The sequence below is a fragment of the Streptomyces sp. NPDC005962 genome (assembly GCF_040629205.1).
Taxonomy (GTDB): Bacteria; Actinomycetota; Actinomycetes; order Streptomycetales; family Streptomycetaceae; genus Streptomyces.
On record NZ_JBEXVE010000031.1, the window covers coordinates 43,899 to 59,270 of the forward strand.

Here is a 15,372-nt window from a genome sequence, read left to right on the forward strand (position 1 = left end):
CTGGCTACTTCGGCAGGACCTGCCCCTGGTCCGTCACCTCGTAGCTCTGCAAGCAGTCCAGGTACGCAGCCTCCGACACGTTGTACGGGCCGCCAGCCTGTCGATTGCAGTACTTGCTCAGGATCTGACTCTTCTGCGCGGCGGATATCCCGGCAGGTTGGTTGTTCTGCTGGTTGTTTTGCGACTGGCCGTCCACCTGATCCTGCACCCCGGAGTCCTGGGAAGGGGCGTCCGAGCTGCTGTCAGAGCCCAGAACCGCACCGCCCAGGAAGAACGAGGCGACGGCCACAGCGACCACGCCTCCCGCCATGACCGTCGGCCGCTTCCACCATGGCCGCTCAAGCTTCGCCAGGATGGCCAAGTACTCAGGGTCGCGCTCATAGTCCCCCGGTCGGACATACCGCGTATTACCCATAGCAAGCCCCCTCTGAGCCCCGACCGGCAACGACAACGTGCGCGAAGAGTCGGACGGCAAGGCTACCCACCAGACACTGACGCGAACTGCGCAAGTGTCACAACTGTGATCCGACTCAATAAGCCGCCCATGACGCCCGCCATCCCCTGACCGGTCACCCGTCGCCACACGCACGCGAGGGGGTGAGCTGGCCGTGGCCCGGACCTTCTCCGCCAAGGACGAGGAGCAGCTCCGTCAGCTCCACGCTGACGGCGTCAGCCGAAACGAGATCGCCCGTCAGATGGACTGGTCCGTCGGCACCATCACGAACCACGCGCAGCGCTTCGGCCTGGCCTTCGACAGGGAGGCCGTCAGGGCCGCCACTGACGCCCGTCAGATCGATCTGAAGGACAGGCGTCAGCGGATTCATGAGCAGCTCTTGGATCTCGCGGAGCGGGCTATCGACCGGGCCCAGAGCCGGTACCTCATGACGGGCTGGACCCACACCGGGGAACCCGTCGCGGAGTGGCTCCAGCAGCCGCCCGCCCGGGAAACCAAGGACCTGACGTCGGTAGCGGTCCAAGCGCTCAACAGGGCCGTGAAGCTCGCCAGCGGCGATTCGAGAGCCTGACAGAGAGGCGCGGCCCTCGCTCCCAGGCGTACGCCGAGTTCATCGCGGCTGGCCAAGAGCTGGTGGATGCGCTCTATGGCCAAGAGCGCGAGTTCATGGAGCAGTTCGAGACCCTCCAAAGCAGCATCCGCAAGCGCCGCTCCACTGTGGCCATCGCAGGACCGGAGGCAGTCGTGCGCTCGGCAGGCGAGTTCGCCAACGAGGTGAGGGACTTCCGGAACGAACTCATGCACGGCCGCTTCCGGGGCCACCCCTTCAACCAGAAGCACCGGCTGGAAGGTCGCCTAGACGCCTTCGCGAAGGCCGCGCGGACCGCACTGGAAGACGAAGGACACTCACCCGAAGGCCCTGCCTGGTCCGGGAGTGACTGACTCTTTCCCAGTCCCCTCCGGCTCCGGTCGAGGGGCCCTTTTGTGCATCCTGGCGCTCTTGACCGAGCGATCCTGGTGGGTGACTGTCGTAGAAGTTCGTAGAAGCAAAAGGAATGGGGAGAGCCATGACGCTACGGTTCATCGCGAAAGACCCGAACACGAACGGTGACAACTGCCCGACCGTCTGGGTGGACGAGAAGACCCAGGACCTCGTCATCCAGGGCTGGAGGGCAGACAGCGAGACGGAGAAGGAGTGCCTGGAGACCGGACGCATCCCGGACACCGAAGCGGTCGTTCGGCTGCCCGCACGCATGGTGGCCGCGATCAGGGAGGCATGTGATGTCGCAGACGGTCCCGCCGTTCACTGAGCTGCTCGCCCGCTGCCGCCACAGTGCGGTTCATCTGGAAACCCATGACGTGTACGGCGTCTCCAACGAGGACGACGACTTCGCGGCTTGGCGAGCCGGTCACCGGCACACCCCGGATAACCGGAACGAGTGGTGGAACGACTTCCACACATCCATTGCCGCGGCGGTCGAGCACGGGGTCTCGGTGCGTCGGGCCCGGGTCGTCTCTGAGCCGCTCTCGGAGTACATCCGCTACGAGCACTCCTGCACGTTCCAGAACATCCTGGCGGGCGAGGAGGTCCGGTGGCTCCCGCGCCGCCTGGCCTCGGATCTCCTGCTCCCCGGCAACGACCTGTGGCTCTTCGACAGCAACCTGATCCGCTTCGGGCTGTTCTCCGGTGAGGGGGTCTTCGTCGGACATACCCTCAGTGACAACTTGGACGTGATCAAGAACGTCTCCGAGGCTTTCGAGAGCATCTGGAGCCGGGCACTTCCGCATGACCGCTACACCATCTGAGCGCAGGGAATGACCACGTCACCTACAACCGCCGTGCAAGCTGCCCGACGCCAGCTCGCAACCCGTCTCCGGGAGATCCGTACCGAAGCGGGACTGACAGCAACAGAGCTTGCGCGGCGGCTCGACTGGTACCCCTCGAAGATCTCGCGCATCGAGCACGCCCGTACTCCTCCGGCGATAGCCGACATCCGGGTGTGGTGTGCGGCCTGTGGGGCCGATGCCCCCGCCGATGATCTCGTGGCCTCCGCCCAGTCTGCCGACTCGATGTACATGGAGTGGCGACGGCTCCAGAAGACTGGGCTGCGGCACCTCCAGGAGTCCCGAGTCGAGCTGTACGAGCGCACCCGTCTGTTCCGCGTGTACTGCTCCACCGTGATCCCCGGGCTCTTCCAGACGCCCGCCTACGCCGCCGCGCTCCTGGAGTCGATCTCGCGGTTCCACAACACCCCGAACGACGTGGCCGAGGCCGTGGACGCCCGCATGAAGCGCTCCAAAGTGCTGTTCACCAACGGCAACCGCTTCTCGGTGCTCGTGGAGGAATCGGTACTGCGGTACCAGATCGGCGACACGGTGACGATGGCGGGACAGCTCGGCTACTTGCTGACTCTGATGTCCTTGCCCTCGGTCAGCCTCGGCGTGATCCCCTTCTCAGCTCCGCGCCCGAACTGGCCCCTGGAGACCTTCAATGTCTTCGATGACGCCCGGGTTCATGTGGAGTTGCTCTCGGCAGCTGTGAAGATCACGGCCCCCAGCGAGGTCGAACAGTACATCCGGGCCAGCAAGACGATGGCGGAAATGGCCGTATACGGCAGCGCGGCACGTGAGCTGATCACCGAGGCCATCACCCATCTCAGGTAGATGTCGTAGAAAACCATAGAAACTCATTGAGGCATCTTCGGAGCCTTTTCTACGGTCTCATCACACCGCTTGCTGGCAGGTCATCTGGGCTTATCTGACCGGTCCGTGATGTGCAGTCAGCGGCACCCTGATCGTTCGATGGCGGGCGAGGTCCAGATAACAGTGACCACCACACCACGCCCCACGGGGCATCCCGGGTACTCCCAGACCCTCCCCCGAGAGCCGGAGAGCGCCGCCGTCGCCCGCAAGCTCGTGCGTACGGCGCTGACCGCCTGGGGCCTGGACGAACTGATCGAAGACGCCACGCTGGTCATCACCGAGCTGGTCTCCAATGCTGTCGACCACGGCCGTCTCCAGTCGATCCGCGTGGTCGTCAACCGCCCTACGGAGAACTGGGTCCGCTTGGGTGTGGTCGACCGCTCCAAGGCCCTCCCGATGATGCGCACCGACTCCAACGGCGACCAGGTCCGTGGCCGTGGCCTCGTCCTCGTGGATGCCGTCACGGTGCGCTGGGGCACCGACCTCTACCGCTGGGGCAAGCAGGTCTGGGGCGAGCTGAAGTGCGATTGATCATTCGCAGGAGAGAGGACAGCATGACGACCGCTGCACATCCCCGAGAAGCATTCCCGATCGCGCCCGAGGGCGGGCGTGTCCCGCACAGCTCGGAGGCGCCGACCGGACCGACCACCCGGCCCTGGATTCTGCGGTACGTCCGCGTGCCGGACTCCCAGAAGGCCACCGTCGTACCGGCGACCGTCTACGACGAGACCCTTCAGATGTCCCTGGCCCTGGACGGTGTCCTGGTCACCTGCATGGCCAATACCCACAACGCGACCGTCCCGGACGGCAGCAGCACGAACCCGCCCCCGCTGGACGAGGGGGCCAAGGACTGATGTCGCGGCCCGTCCTCATCATCGCCGCACGTGACGACTGGCCCACCGACAAGGTCGTCAAGACGCTCACCGAACGCGGTGCCGAAGTGTTCCGGATGGACACCGCGGACTTCCCTCAGCGGCTGGAGTTAGCCGCCCGGATCGATCAGGGCCAGGCATGGACCGGCGGCCTGTTCACGAGCACGCGGGCACTGGACCTGGCCGACGTGGGGTCCGTGTACTTCCGAGCGCCTGGGGCCTTCTCGTTCCCTGACGGGATGTCCGGGCCTGAGCGACGGTTCGCCGCCGCTCAGGCCCGCGCCGGGCTCGGAGGCATCCTCACGGCCATGGATCACTGCCGGTGGGTCAGTCACCCCGCGGCCATGGCGCGAGCCGAGTACAAGCCCGTACAGCTCGTCACAGCTCGCGAGTGCGGGCTCAACGTCCCGCCGACTTTGATCACCAACCGGGCCGACACAGTCCGCGCGTTCGCGGCGGAGATGTCCGGGCCGATCGTGTCCAAGCCCATCGCCAGCCCTGTGTTCATCGAGGGCGACCAGTTGAAGGCGGCGTACTCCCGCCGCCTCGGTGAGGAGGACCTCGCCGACCTGAGCGGCATCGACACCACCACCCACCTCTTCCAGGCGTGGGTCGACAAGGCACACGAGGTGCGGCTCACCGCCGTGGGCCACCGCATGTTCGCCGCCGAGGTCCACGCCGGGAGCGAGGCCGCCCACGAGGACTGGCGCAGCGATTACGGTTCGCTGACCTACGCCACGACGGTCTGCCCGCCGGGCATCGCCGAAGGGGTCCGTCGACTCCTGGCGAAGCTCAACCTGCAATACGGCGCATTGGACTTCGTCGTGTCGCCGGACGGGACCTGGACGTTCCTGGAGGTGAACCCCTGCGGGCAGTGGGACTGGATCGCAGCCGCCACCGATCTCCCGATCGTGGAGGCCATCGCCGACGAGCTGCAAGGAGTAGCAGCGTGACCGAGACCGCCGACATCGCACACCGGCATGTGACCGCGCTGGTTGACGAGCTGAGGGAAGCCGGGGCGATCCGCTCGGAGGAGTGGGCCCACGCATTCGCCGCCGTGCCCCGGCACGTCTTCGTGCCTCGCTGGTACGAGCAGGAGACCAACACCAAGGGCATCGCCGTTTGGCGGATGCACCACATCATTCACGAGGATCAGCTCCCGCTGATCTACCGCGATCAGACCCTCGTGACCGCCCTCGATCCGGATACCGCCGCGCGGGTCGACGAGAACGCCTGGACGGGCATCCCCACGTCATCGAGCACCCTGCCGAGCCTCATGGCCGGAATGCTGGAAGACCTGGACGTCCGGGACGGGCAACGCGTCCTGGAAGTGGGTACGGGTACGGGCTATAACGCCGCGCTCCTCTGCGCTCGTCTGGGTGAACATCTGGTCCACTCGGTGGACATCGATCCGGATCTCGTCCGGGACGCACAGCGCCGACTCGCCGGGATCGGGTTCCTCCCCGAGCTCACCGTGGGGGACGGCCGGCTCGGCTCCTCGACGGGTGACCACTTCGACCGGATCATTGCCACCTGTTCGGTGCCGCGCATCCCCGCAGAGTGGATCGAGCAGACTCTCCCCGGCGGGGTCATCCTCTCGGACGTCGCCCTCGGTATCGAAGGGGGTCTCGTCCGCCTCACGGTCGACGAGGAGGGGCGGGCTACTGGAGGGTTTACTGCGACGGGCGGCCGGTTCATGGCCGCCCGCAGCGAGTCCCACGTCTATCCCCAGCGGGAGCGCATCTCGTACGCCGCTGAGACGGGCACCCGCCCGAGCACGGTGACGGCCGAGGAGATCCGTCGGCACTATCCTTTCCGGCTGGTGCTCGCCTTCTCCTTGCCCGACGTGGTACTCGTCTACCACTCGGCCGACGACAGCGTGATGTCGCTCCAGCTCCAGCAGGCCGACGGCTCATGGGCCCGTACTCCGCTCGCCGGGGACAGCGTCCGGACCGTGACATACGGCGGAGACCTGGAGCTGTGGCAGCAAGTCGAGGCCGCGTGGCATTGGTGGAATGAGGCCGGCTGTCCAGAACAGGATCAGTTCGGGTACGCCCGCGAGACGGACGGCAGCGTGCACATCTGGCACCTTCCCGGCGGGCGGCACTGGGACCTTTCCGCCCGATCCTGAAGACCTCACTGAGCGCCCCGGCCGTCCAGTCCCCCTGGCGGCCGGGGCCCTCTTCGTCAGGCGCAAGAGGAGTGCCCGTGGAGAGCAGCGCGTTCCCCTGGTTGAGCAAGCTCTCGGACGAGCGGGCGTACGAATTCAGATGCCCCTCACTCAGGCGGCGTTCGGTGAGGCGGCCAGGCTCTGCCGGACGTGCCGGGTGACCTCGTCGGCGAGGATCTCGGGCGAGCCCGTCTCGATGCCGTACAGGGCCTGTGCGGCGACCTCGGCGGGGTCGGCCTTCTGGTCGGCGGGAACGCCCGCGGCCATGTCGGTGTCCATGTAGCCGACGTGCAGCGCCGAGACGGCGATGCCGCGGGGCGCCAGCTCCTCCCGGGCCGCGTCGGTCAGCGCCCAGGCCGCAGCCTTGGTCGCGGCGTAGGACCCGAGGCCTGCGGGATGCAGCCAGGACAGGACGGACAGGACGTTGAGCACGGCGCCGCCGCCGTTGCCCTCGATGACGGGGGCGAAGGCCCGCGTCACGGCGAGCGGACCGTAGAAGTTCGTCTCCATCTCCCGGCGCACCGCGTCCGGGCCGCCCGCGATCAGCGGCGTGGGGGTGGAGATGCCCGCGTTGTTCACCAGCAGCGTCGCGTCGGACGCGGTGCGGGCCGCGGCCCGGATCGACTCCTCGTCCGTCACGTCCAGCCGCAGCGGGGTGACGCCCGGCAGGTCCACCGTCTCGGGGCGCCGGGCCGCCCCGTACACCTTGGCTCCGCGCTCCACCAGCTGGGCGGCCAGATGCCGCCCGAACCCCCGGTTGGCGCCGGTGACGACCGCGACCGCGTCCTTCAGTTCCATGGCTGCTCCTCGCATCGCTTTAGATTATGCCCATAATCTAAAGCACGCCCTAGAATGGATGTCAATCGACATCCAATCGGGAGGTGGCTGATGGGCCGCGTATCGCAGGCTCAGGCGGAGGAGAATCGCAGGCGGGTCGTGGACACCGCCTCCCGGCTGTTCCGGGAGCAGGGCACCCACATCAGCGTCGCCGACCTCATGAAGGCGGCCGGTCTGACCCACGGCGGCTTCTACAAGCAGTTCGCCTCCAAAGAGGCGCTCATCGGCGAAGCCACCGCCCATGCCTTCGAGGGGCTCACCCGGCAACGCGACGACGGACTCGAACAGTACGCCGGGCAGCGCGAGGCCGCCCAGCAGGCGCTGATCGACACCTACCTCTCGACCGAGCACCGCGACAGCGCGGCGGACGGCTGCCCCGCCGCCGCGCTCGCCGCCGACATGGCGCGCGAACCCGAGGATCGCGAGGCCCGCCGCGTCTACGCCGAGGGCGTGGGTGACTTCGCCGAGTGGCTCGCCACCGAGGACGAGGACGGCCTCACCCGGCTGTGCACCATGCTCGGCGCCCTCGTCCTGGCCCGCGCCACCAAGGGCTCCCCGCTCTCCGAGCAGATCCTCACCGCCGCGCGCGCGTCTTTGACGGCGACCAGCTGATCAAGGGCAGCGGTTCAGCTCGGCGGCAGTTCCGCTGGAGTCGATTCGGGTCGTCATCACCCGGCCCTCCGAGGAGTTCATCCGCCTCGGCGTTGATGAGGACACCGGCCCGTACGCGGTCGTCTCGGACGTACGCGGGGGCCGGACGTACATCCACCGGGCGCGCGCACCCCGGCGTCGGTCATCCGGTGCGCCCGTGCGCCCTGCCGCGCGTCCCGGTCCGGGATCACCATGGACGCTCACGCCTGACATGTGAGGGGACGAACCCGTGGGGAAGCACGAGATGTGACCGGCGCAGAGGGGCTGTGTGCCGCGCTGGATGCCGTCATGGAGCGGCGTGGCGCGTGGCCCGGACGGTCGCCGTGGGTGCGTGCCGCGGTCGCGGCCGTACCGCGGCACGCCTTCGCGCCGGACCGGCTGTGGCGGTGGAGCGGGCGGGCGTACGTACCCGTCGACCGCGATACCGCCTTCGAGGAGTGGGTGGCCGAGGTGTACGGCTCTCCGGACCTGGCAGCGGTCACCGAGCTCAGCGGGGGCGTGCCGTCGTCCAGTCTGTCCGCGCAGGGCATCGTGGTCGACATGCTCGACTCCCTGCTCCTGGAGCCCGGTCACCGGGTGCTGGAGCTGGGTACCGGTACCGGCTGGAACGCGGCGTTGCTGGCCCGGCGGGCGGGCTCCGTGGTCAGCGTCGAGGTGGATTCCGGGCTGGCGGCGGCCGCGACCGGGCGGCTCGAACGGGCTGGGGCGGGCGTGGACGTGCGGGTTGCCGATGGTGTCGCGGGGTGGTCGGCGGGCGCGCCCTACGACCGCGTGATCGCCACGTACGCGGTCGACCGCGTCCCGTGGGCGTGGGTCGGGCAGACCCGGCCGGGCGGCCGGATCGTCGTCCCCTGGGGCCGGATGGGGCACGTCGCGCTGACGGTCGCCGACGATGGCCGGTCGGCGAGCGGATGGGTGCAGGGGCTGGCCACGTTCATGCTCGCCCGTGGTACGGACCTCGGTCGGCGCTTCGAGCAGGTCCGCGAGGCCGCTCCGCATGCGCACGAGCGGCCGTTCCCGTGGGATCTGACGCCGCTTCGCGACGACTGGCACCTGCGGTTCGCCCTGCGTGTCTCCGTACCGGACCTGCGGATCACGACGGCCGAGGACGAGGACGGGCTGAACGCCTGGCTCCACGATGGCGCGACGTCCTGGGCGATGCTCGCCGCGGTCGGCGACGGCACGACCATCGCCCACCAGGGCGGGCCCCGGCGGCTGGCGGACGAGGTGGAGCGGGGGTGGGGCTGGTGGCTGACCGAAGGGCGGCCCGAGCTGTACGACTTCGGTCTGACGGTGACGTCCGATCAGCAGTACGCATGGTGCCGGGACGCCGGGACGGGTCCGCGCTGGCCGGTCACATAGAGCGCGACGTGACGGCCCGGCGGCCTCTCAGGCCCAGGCCGGTGTCCAGGTGGCGGGGGTGTCGGGGTGGGCGGGGTGTTCGGGGGTGAGGTGGGTGCGGAGGGCGGTGAGGGTGGGGTGGGAGTTGTCGCGGTGCCAGAGCAGGGAGTGCGGGTAGACCGGGGCCGGGGCGTGTACGGGGATGCGGCGCAGGTCGTGGGCGGCGGGCCAGAAGAGGCGGGTGCGTTGGCCGACGAAGGTGGCCAGTGAGCGGGAGGCGGCGAGTGTGTCGAGCAGGGGCTCGGTGCCGAAGTCGGGGCCGGTGATCTCGACGGTGAGGCCGAACGCGGCGGCGAGGTCGTCGTAATAGGCGGCCCACTCGGTGCCGGGGACGAGGCCGGGCATCCAGATCCGGTGGCCGACGAGTTCAGCGGGGGTGACGGCGCGGGCAGCGGCGAGGTCGTGGGCCGGGCCGGTGAGGAGCTGGACGGGCTCGTCGAAGGCGCGGGCGGACGCGATGTCGTCGGGGAGCTCGCGGCGGGGCGTGGTGATGGCGCGGAAGGACGCGTCGACCGTGCCGGAGCGGATGGCGTCGATGGCCGCGTCGGCGTCGAAGAGGGTGACGACGTCCAGCTCGACGTCGGGGTGCGCACGGCGGAAGTCGCTCAGCACACCGGCCGGGGCGAGGCGGCGGCCGATCACGTCGACGCGCAGCGCGCGGCGGCCGGGCCGTACGGAGGCGAACGCCCGCTCCTCGGCGCGCAGCAGGTCGCGGGCGTGGGGCAGGAACGCCTGTCCGTCGACGGTGGGCGTCGCGCCGCGCGCGGTGCGGGTGAACAGCCGCACGCCGAGGTTCTTCTCCAGGGTGGCGATGCGCTTGGAGACGGCCTGCTGGGTGATCGACAGCTCAGCTGCGGCGTCCTGGAACCGCCCCGCGTCCGCGGCGGCCACGAAGGTGCGCACAGCGTCGAGATCCACGCCGGTCACCGTATCGGCACAACGATCGGTTGTGCGGGGACGGGCGGTCGGTTGTTTGCTCCCGGCGTCCGGCACCCGCTTTGATGCCGACGGTCGGCGAGGCGGTCGGGAGGGGCGTGGGGCATGGCGGGCAGACGGGCGCTGGGGCGGCGGTTCGGGTGGCTGTGGGCGGCGTACGCGGTCAGCGCGTACGGCACGGGGTTCGGGTTCGGGGCGCTTCCCCTGATCGCGATCCTCGTGCTGCACTCCGGGCCGACCGAGGTGGCGGCGCTGGCCGCCACGGGGCGGGTGGTGGGGGCCGTGGTCGCGGTGCCGCTCGGGCCATGGGTGGAGTTCCGCCGGAAGCGGCCGGTCATGGTCGCGATGGACCTGGTGCGGTTCGCGGCGATGCTGAGCGTCCCCGTCGCGTTCGCGCTGGGCCTGCTCGGCTTCGTACAGCTCCTCGTCGTCTCCGTCGTCGTGGCCGCGGCGGGCATCGCCTTCAGGGCGGCGAGCGGCGCGTATCTGAAGGCGCTCGTGGAGCCGGAGGACCTGCTCGTCGCGAACGGCCGGTTCGAGTCCACGACATGGACCGCGACGGTGGTCGGGCCGCCGCTGGGCGGGGCCGCGATCGGGATGTTCGGCCCCGTCACGACCGTGGTGGCCGACGCGCTCAGCTACCTGCTCTCGGCGCTCGGCATCCGCGCCATCGGCGGTACGGAACCGCGCCCCGCGCGGAAGGACGCGCCGCGGCTGAGAGTGGGGGATCTGCTCGAAGGGTGGCGGCATATCCTCGTCCACCCCGCGCTGCGCCCGCTGTTCGTCAACACACTCGTGGTCAACGGACTGATCATGGCGACCGAGCCGCTGCTCGCCGTGCTCCTGCTGGGCCGCCTCGGGTTCACGCCCTGGGAGTACGGTCTCGCCTTCGCGCTCCCGTGCGTCGGCGGCCTCATCGGGGCGCGCCTGGCGCAGCCGCTCGTGGCGCGGTTCGGGCAGCACAGGGTGATGCTCGGCTCGGGTGTGCTGCGCGCGTGCTGGCCCCTCGGGCTGGCGTTCGTCCAGCCCGGCGTTCCCGGGATCGTGCTCATCATCGTGCTTCAGCTCGGGCTGGTGACCTGCATCGGTGTGTTCAACCCGGTGCTGGCCACCTACCGGCTCGACCACACCGACCCCGACCGGATCGCCCGCACGCTGTCCGCGTGGGCGGTGAGCAGCAGTTTCGTCATCGCGGCCCTGACCGCCCTGTGGGGCCTGCTCGCCGCCCTCACCGGCCCCCGCACGGCGATCGCCGCCGCCGGAGCCCTCCTGCTGGCCACCCCGCTGCTGCTCCCGCGCCGCGAGCGGGCGCCCCGGGAGGGCGCGCGGGAGCAGGCCGCGAGCCTCAGCTGACGAGCGGTTCGGTGCCCCAGTGGGTGACGGTCCAGCCGCTTCGCGGGTCGCCGGTCAGGGTGACGGTCTGGGTGTTCTCCAAGGGGCGGCGGGCGGCGTACGCGGCGTCGACGTTGAGGGCGCGGGCGGCGGCCCAGGTGCGGATGGCCGCGCCGTGGCTGACGACGGTGGCGTACTCCGCTCCGGAGGCGGCGATCTCCTCGATCACCTCGTCGTAGCGGGTCAGGGCCTCCTCGCCGGTCTGCCCTCCCGGCATCGGCAGGTCGGTCTGCCCGGCGGCCCAGGCCATCACCGTCTTGAGGTAGAGCTGCACGGACTCGCTGTCGTCGCGCATCTCCAGATCACCGGCGCGCAGTTCGCGTATGCCCTCGCGGGCCACGACCTCCAGGCCGCGGTCGCGGGCGAGGGGGGCCGCGGTCTGCTGGGCGCGGCGGAGCGGGGAGGCGTACAGGGCGTCGATCCGTTCGTCCGCGAGACGTTCCACCAGGCCCTCCGCCTGCCGGCGGCCGAGGGGCGTGAGGTCCGCGCCGGGCATGTCGGTGTCCAGGGCGTGGATGACGTTGGAGGGGGTCTGGCCATGGCGGACGAGCAGGAGACGCATCAGCGGAGGGCGTCCTTCCGGGGAGCGGGCGCGGGGTGCGGCGCCCGGCCGCGGGGGCCGGGCCGCCGTCCTCATCGTCGCTCAGCCGGTCCGGGGAGGGAACACGCGACGGGGTCGCGCACCTCACACTCCCCCGGCTGCGGGGGCTCAGCCGTCGGCCGGAGCCGGATGTCGTACGGCCTTCTTCACGGCGGACTCCAGCTCGACCCGGCTGAGCCCGGCTTCCCGGGCGTGTTCGGTGACGGCGGCCTGCACGGTGACCGCGGCGTCGTACCAGTGCTTCCACTGGATCTGGTGGTCGGCGTCGGGGAGCCCGGCGAGTTTGGCGTGCTCGGCGTCCGCGGCCTGCTGGAGGGCGATGATTCTGTCGGGGATGTCCACGCGTTGGATCATAAGTCCGACGCTTCGGGCGTATGTGCGTACCTCTCGCCCGACGCCGCCCGCGTGACTCGTTCGGCGGGCGGCGCCTCAGGGCTCGCGGGCTACGCCTCCTGCTCGGGGAAGTCCACCTTGATCTGGTCCAGCATCCGGGCGAGGGACGCCTCGCTGGCGGGCTTGTCGATGCCGAGACCGGTGAGCAGACCCGAGCCGTCCTCGTGCTCCAGGAGGGCGAGCAGGATGTGCTCGGTGCCGATGTAGTTGTGGCCCAGGCGCAGGGCCTCGCGGAAGGTGAGTTCGAGGACCTTCTTGGCGCCCGCGTCGAAGGGGACCAGCGCGGGCATGGAGTCGGCGGCGGGCGGGAGGGCTTCGGTCGCGGCCTGGCGGACGGCGTCCAGGAGGATGTCCTGGGCGAGGATCGCCTTGGCGGCCAGCCCCTCGGGCTCGGCCAGCAGGCCGAGGACGAGGTGTTCGGTGCGGATCTCGTCGTTGTTCGCGGCACGGGCCTCGTTCTGGGACGAGACCACGACGTTCCGCGCGCGCGGGGTGTAGCGGCCGAAGCCCTGGCTGGGGTCGAGGTCCTGGGCGGCGGAGCCCTTGGGGACGAAGCGCTTCTGGGCCGCCTGCCGCGTCACCCCCATGCTCTTGCCGATGTCGGTCCAGGACGCGCCGGAGCGGCGGGCCTGGTCGACGAAGTGGCCGATGAGGTGGTCGGCCACGTCACCGAGGTGGTCGGCGGCGATGACCGCGTCGGTGAGCTGTTCGAGGGCGTCGGCGTGGGTCTTCTTGATGGCCTCGATCAGATCGTCGAGGCGTACGGGGTTGGTCATGCCGGTGGGCTGCGCGTTCGAGTCCGGGTTCGTCATGTGTCAACTATGGGTTGACAGTCCAGGGCGTGTCAACCCGCAGTTGACAGTAAATGGTAGACAGTGTCTACTCACGACTGGTAGACACTGTCTATGAGTGAAGAGAGCGCGGGTCTGCGGGCCCGACTGGTCGACGTCGGTGTCGCGTTGGTGGACCGGGAGGGCGTGGCGGCCCTGTCACTGCGGGAGATCGCACGGCGGGCGGGGGTCTCGCACGGGGCGCCCCGGCGCTACTTCCCGACCCATCTGTCCCTGCTGTCGGCCATCGCGCGGCGCGGCTTCGACCAGCTGGCCGGGCAGGCGGGGGCGGCGATCGGGGACGGACGGATGGACCCCCGGGAGCAGCTGATGGCGCTGGGGCGGGTCTATCTGGAGTTCACGCGGACCAACCGTGGCATGTTCGAGCTGATGTTCCGTCACGACCTGCTGGAGAGCAACGAACTGGGGCTGCGGGAGACCAGTCTGCCGTTGTTCGAGGTGCTGGTGGGGCTGGTCCGCCGGGTACGCCCCGAGGCGGAGGCGGGCGTCGTCGCCGGGGCCCTGTGGGCCAATCTGCACGGCATCGCGCAGCTCTGGGAGTGGGGCAGCCTCCCGCTCGCCGCCGGCACGGAGGACGTCGAGCCGTTGCTGCGGGCGGCGATGGACGCCCATCTGGGGACGGCGTGAAGACGCGGCAGGGGCAGGGGCAACAGTTGCGGCAGCGGCGGGGGCAGGGGCAGCGGCTCATCCTCGTCGGCAGCGTCACCGGCGCCGTGATCGTCGCCCTCGACGGCACCGTGCTGACCGTCGTCCAGCCCGCCCTGCAGCGCGATCTGCACGCCTCGTTCACGCAGGTCCAGTGGACCAGCACCGGCTATCTCATCGCCGTCGCCAGTCTGCTGGTGTTCGCCGGGCGGCTCGGCGACCGGTACGGACACCAACGGGTGTTCGCGGTCGGCACGCTGGGCTTCGCCGCCGCGTCGGCGGGCATCGGGGTGGCGCCCGGCGTCGGCTGGGTGATCGGACTGCGCGTCGCGCAGGGCGTGTTCGGCGCGCTGCTGCAACCGGCCACCCTCGGCATGCTGCGCGCCGCCTATCCGCGCGACCGGCTCGGGATGCCGATCGCGCTGCGCACCAGCGCCATCGGGGTCGCGGCCGCCGCCGGGCCGATCGTGGGCGGGGCGCTCTCCGCGCAGTTCGGCTGGCGGTCGGTGTTCTTCCTGAGCGTGGCCCCGGCGGCCGTGGTCGGCGTGCTGGCGCTCGTCGTACGCGTCCCGGCGGACGGGCCGCGCACCGGCGTGGCGCTCGACCTGCCCGGCGCCTGCCTGCTGGCGCTGGCACTGGTGTGCCTGGTCCACACGCTCGCCGCGATACCGGAGACCGGCTGGACGGCGGCCACCGCGCTCGGCTTCCTCGCCATGGCGGCCGCCGGGGGCGCGTTCGTCTGGCATGGGCGCCGTACGCCGAGCCCTCTGGTGCCGCCCGGCGTGCTGCGCTCGGCGACGGTCGGCTCGGCGCTCGGCGTGCTGGTGGCGGCGTCGGCGGCGCTGTTCGGGGCGCTCTTCGTCGGCACGTACTTCCTACAGGACGTCCTCGCGCTGGACCCGCTGGAGAGCGGGCTGCGGGTGCTGCCGCTGGCCGCGACGATGGTGCTGGGCGCGCCGGTCGCGGCCGTCCTGGCGCGCCGGTACGGGCCACGGCGTACGGCGGTGGCGGGGATGGTCCTCCTCGCGGTCGGCATCGCGCTCTTCTCCCGGCTCGACGAGGCGGCGACCGCCCCGGAGACCGGCGGCTGCTTCTTCGCGATGGGGGCCGGTTTCGGCACGGTGATGGTCACCGCGACGGCCGTCATCGTGCGCCACGCGTCGCCGGAGCACGCGGGGGTGGCGGGCGGCCTCCAGCAGACCGCCATGAACATCGGGCCGACGCTGGGGGTGGCCGCCGCCACGATGCTGCTGCGGCTGCCGGGCGGCGGGGCCTTCGCCGCCGCGATGGGGCCCGCCCTGGCGGTCCTCGCGGCGGTCGCGGCGCTGGGCGCGCTGCTCGCGGTGGCGCTGCCCGGCCGGACGGCGACCCCGGCGAAAGGCCGGACGGCGACCCCGGCGGAAGGCCGGACGCCGTCATCGGCAGAAGGCCGGACGGCATCCCCGGCGGAAGGCCGGGCCGCATAG

20 protein-coding genes are annotated in these 15,372 nt (G+C 70.6%); 14 read left to right on the plus strand and 6 right to left on the minus strand.

Translation table 11 applies throughout. The features are described from left to right. Positions 1–4: 4 nt before the first annotated feature. Entirely contained in the window at positions 5–361 is a 357-nt protein-coding gene (locus tag ABZ370_RS35785; RefSeq protein ID WP_358629864.1) for a hypothetical protein, read from the minus strand. 247 nt (positions 362–608) lie between these two features. Here ABZ370_RS35785 and ABZ370_RS35790 point away from each other — a divergent pair, with 247 nt between their 5' ends. From ABZ370_RS35790 to ABZ370_RS35830, 9 genes are all read left to right on the plus strand, one after another. Then, positions 609–1,025, plus strand: a complete 417-nt coding sequence (locus tag ABZ370_RS35790) for a hypothetical protein (protein ID WP_358629867.1) — start codon at positions 609–611, stop codon at positions 1,023–1,025. A 62-nt stretch (positions 1,026–1,087) separates the two neighbouring features. Beyond that, positions 1,088–1,396, plus strand: coding sequence for a hypothetical protein (locus ABZ370_RS35795; RefSeq protein WP_358629870.1), 309 nt, complete (start codon positions 1,088–1,090; stop codon positions 1,394–1,396). Positions 1,397–1,521: 125 nt separating this feature from the next. Continuing rightward, complete coding sequence (locus ABZ370_RS35800) at positions 1,522–1,764, plus strand: hypothetical protein (RefSeq protein WP_358629872.1); 243 nt, start codon at positions 1,522–1,524, stop codon at positions 1,762–1,764. Beyond that, positions 1,736–2,260: a DUF6879 family protein gene (locus tag ABZ370_RS35805; protein ID WP_358629875.1), complete on the plus strand. Its 525-nt coding sequence runs from the start codon at positions 1,736–1,738 to the stop codon at positions 2,258–2,260. The genes ABZ370_RS35800 and ABZ370_RS35805 overlap by 29 nt, the downstream gene beginning before the upstream one ends. Positions 2,261–2,269: 9 nt before the next feature. Continuing rightward, complete coding sequence (locus tag ABZ370_RS35810; RefSeq protein ID WP_358629878.1) at positions 2,270–3,118, plus strand: helix-turn-helix transcriptional regulator; 849 nt, start codon at positions 2,270–2,272, stop codon at positions 3,116–3,118. 156 nt (positions 3,119–3,274) lie between these two features. Next, positions 3,275–3,688, plus strand: coding sequence for an ATP-binding protein (locus ABZ370_RS35815; protein WP_358630043.1), 414 nt, complete (start codon positions 3,275–3,277; stop codon positions 3,686–3,688). 23 nt (positions 3,689–3,711) lie between these two features. Then, positions 3,712–4,011, plus strand: coding sequence for a putative ATP-grasp-modified RiPP (gene tgmA / locus ABZ370_RS35820; protein WP_358629881.1), 300 nt, complete (start codon positions 3,712–3,714; stop codon positions 4,009–4,011). Further along, complete coding sequence (tgmB, locus tag ABZ370_RS35825; protein ID WP_358629883.1) at positions 4,011–4,982, plus strand: ATP-grasp ribosomal peptide maturase; 972 nt, start codon at positions 4,011–4,013, stop codon at positions 4,980–4,982. The genes tgmA and tgmB overlap by 1 nt, the downstream gene beginning before the upstream one ends. Further along, positions 4,979–6,160: a methyltransferase domain-containing protein gene (locus ABZ370_RS35830; RefSeq protein ID WP_358629885.1), complete on the plus strand. Its 1,182-nt coding sequence runs from the start codon at positions 4,979–4,981 to the stop codon at positions 6,158–6,160. Before tgmB ends, ABZ370_RS35830 begins: the two co-directional genes overlap by 4 nt. Positions 6,161–6,310: 150 nt before the next feature. On the opposite strand, the gene ABZ370_RS35835 is transcribed toward ABZ370_RS35830, so the two are convergent. Next, a complete protein-coding gene (locus tag ABZ370_RS35835) occupies positions 6,311–6,997 on the minus strand; it encodes an SDR family oxidoreductase (protein WP_358629888.1) in 687 nt (228 codons plus the stop codon). A 90-nt stretch (positions 6,998–7,087) separates the two neighbouring features. Here ABZ370_RS35835 and ABZ370_RS35840 point away from each other — a divergent pair, with 90 nt between their 5' ends. Together ABZ370_RS35840 and ABZ370_RS35845 are read left to right on the plus strand one after the other, a co-directional pair. Then, positions 7,088–7,648 (plus strand): TetR/AcrR family transcriptional regulator, encoded by a 561-nt coding sequence (locus ABZ370_RS35840; protein WP_358629890.1) that lies wholly within the window; start codon positions 7,088–7,090, stop codon positions 7,646–7,648. Positions 7,649–7,933: 285 nt separating this feature from the next. Next, the gene (locus tag ABZ370_RS35845) at positions 7,934–9,049 is read left to right on the plus strand and encodes a methyltransferase domain-containing protein (RefSeq protein ID WP_358629893.1); all 1,116 of its coding nucleotides are present in this window, start codon (positions 7,934–7,936) and stop codon (positions 9,047–9,049) included. 27 nt (positions 9,050–9,076) lie between these two features. Here the strand turns inward: ABZ370_RS35845 and ABZ370_RS35850 are convergent, their stop codons facing one another. Further along, on the minus strand, positions 9,077–10,006 hold the full coding sequence (locus ABZ370_RS35850) for a LysR family transcriptional regulator (protein ID WP_358629896.1): 930 nt from the start codon (positions 10,004–10,006) through the stop codon (positions 9,077–9,079). A 123-nt stretch (positions 10,007–10,129) separates the two neighbouring features. On the opposite strand from ABZ370_RS35850, the gene ABZ370_RS35855 reads away from it, so the two are divergent. Continuing rightward, positions 10,130–11,377, plus strand: a complete 1,248-nt coding sequence (locus tag ABZ370_RS35855; protein ID WP_358629899.1) for an MFS transporter — start codon at positions 10,130–10,132, stop codon at positions 11,375–11,377. Here ABZ370_RS35855 and ABZ370_RS35860 read toward each other — a convergent pair. The 3 genes from ABZ370_RS35860 to ABZ370_RS35870 form a co-directional block, all read right to left on the minus strand. Next, a complete protein-coding gene (locus tag ABZ370_RS35860; RefSeq protein WP_358629902.1) occupies positions 11,370–11,978 on the minus strand; it encodes a histidine phosphatase family protein in 609 nt (202 codons plus the stop codon). The genes ABZ370_RS35855 and ABZ370_RS35860 overlap by 8 nt on opposite strands. 147 nt (positions 11,979–12,125) lie before the next feature. Next, positions 12,126–12,359, minus strand: coding sequence for a hypothetical protein (locus ABZ370_RS35865; RefSeq protein ID WP_358629905.1), 234 nt, complete (start codon positions 12,357–12,359; stop codon positions 12,126–12,128). 101 nt (positions 12,360–12,460) lie between these two features. Then, on the minus strand, positions 12,461–13,222 hold the full coding sequence (locus ABZ370_RS35870; protein WP_358629907.1) for a Clp protease N-terminal domain-containing protein: 762 nt from the start codon (positions 13,220–13,222) through the stop codon (positions 12,461–12,463). Between the two features lie 93 nt (positions 13,223–13,315). Between ABZ370_RS35870 and ABZ370_RS35875 the strand changes: the two genes are divergently transcribed. Together ABZ370_RS35875 and ABZ370_RS35880 are read left to right on the plus strand one after the other, a co-directional pair. After that, entirely contained in the window at positions 13,316–13,888 is a 573-nt protein-coding gene (locus ABZ370_RS35875; protein WP_358629910.1) for a TetR/AcrR family transcriptional regulator, read from the plus strand. Beyond that, positions 13,885–15,372, plus strand: coding sequence for an MFS transporter (locus ABZ370_RS35880; RefSeq protein WP_358629913.1), 1,488 nt, complete (start codon positions 13,885–13,887; stop codon positions 15,370–15,372). The genes ABZ370_RS35875 and ABZ370_RS35880 overlap by 4 nt, the downstream gene beginning before the upstream one ends.

Bases quoted from the DNA above. Each gene is read 5' to 3' on its own strand.
- ABZ370_RS35800 (WP_358629872.1), top strand. From the start codon at position 1,522: ATGACGCTACGGTTCATCGCGAAAGACCCGAACACGAACGGTGACAAC.
- ABZ370_RS35805 (WP_358629875.1), top strand. From the start codon at position 1,736: ATGTCGCAGACGGTCCCGCCGTTCACTGAGCTGCTCGCCCGCTGCCGC.
- ABZ370_RS35810 (WP_358629878.1), top strand. From the start codon at position 2,270: ATGACCACGTCACCTACAACCGCCGTGCAAGCTGCCCGACGCCAGCTC.
- tgmA (WP_358629881.1), top strand. From the start codon at position 3,712: ATGACGACCGCTGCACATCCCCGAGAAGCATTCCCGATCGCGCCCGAG.
- tgmB (WP_358629883.1), top strand. From the start codon at position 4,011: ATGTCGCGGCCCGTCCTCATCATCGCCGCACGTGACGACTGGCCCACC.
- ABZ370_RS35835 (WP_358629888.1), bottom strand. From the start codon at position 6,997: ATGGAACTGAAGGACGCGGTCGCGGTCGTCACCGGCGCCAACCGGGGG.
- ABZ370_RS35840 (WP_358629890.1), top strand. From the start codon at position 7,088: ATGGGCCGCGTATCGCAGGCTCAGGCGGAGGAGAATCGCAGGCGGGTC.
- ABZ370_RS35855 (WP_358629899.1), top strand. From the start codon at position 10,130: ATGGCGGGCAGACGGGCGCTGGGGCGGCGGTTCGGGTGGCTGTGGGCG.
- ABZ370_RS35860 (WP_358629902.1), bottom strand. From the start codon at position 11,978: ATGCGTCTCCTGCTCGTCCGCCATGGCCAGACCCCCTCCAACGTCATC.
- ABZ370_RS35870 (WP_358629907.1), bottom strand. From the start codon at position 13,222: ATGACGAACCCGGACTCGAACGCGCAGCCCACCGGCATGACCAACCCC.
- ABZ370_RS35875 (WP_358629910.1), top strand. From the start codon at position 13,316: ATGAGTGAAGAGAGCGCGGGTCTGCGGGCCCGACTGGTCGACGTCGGT.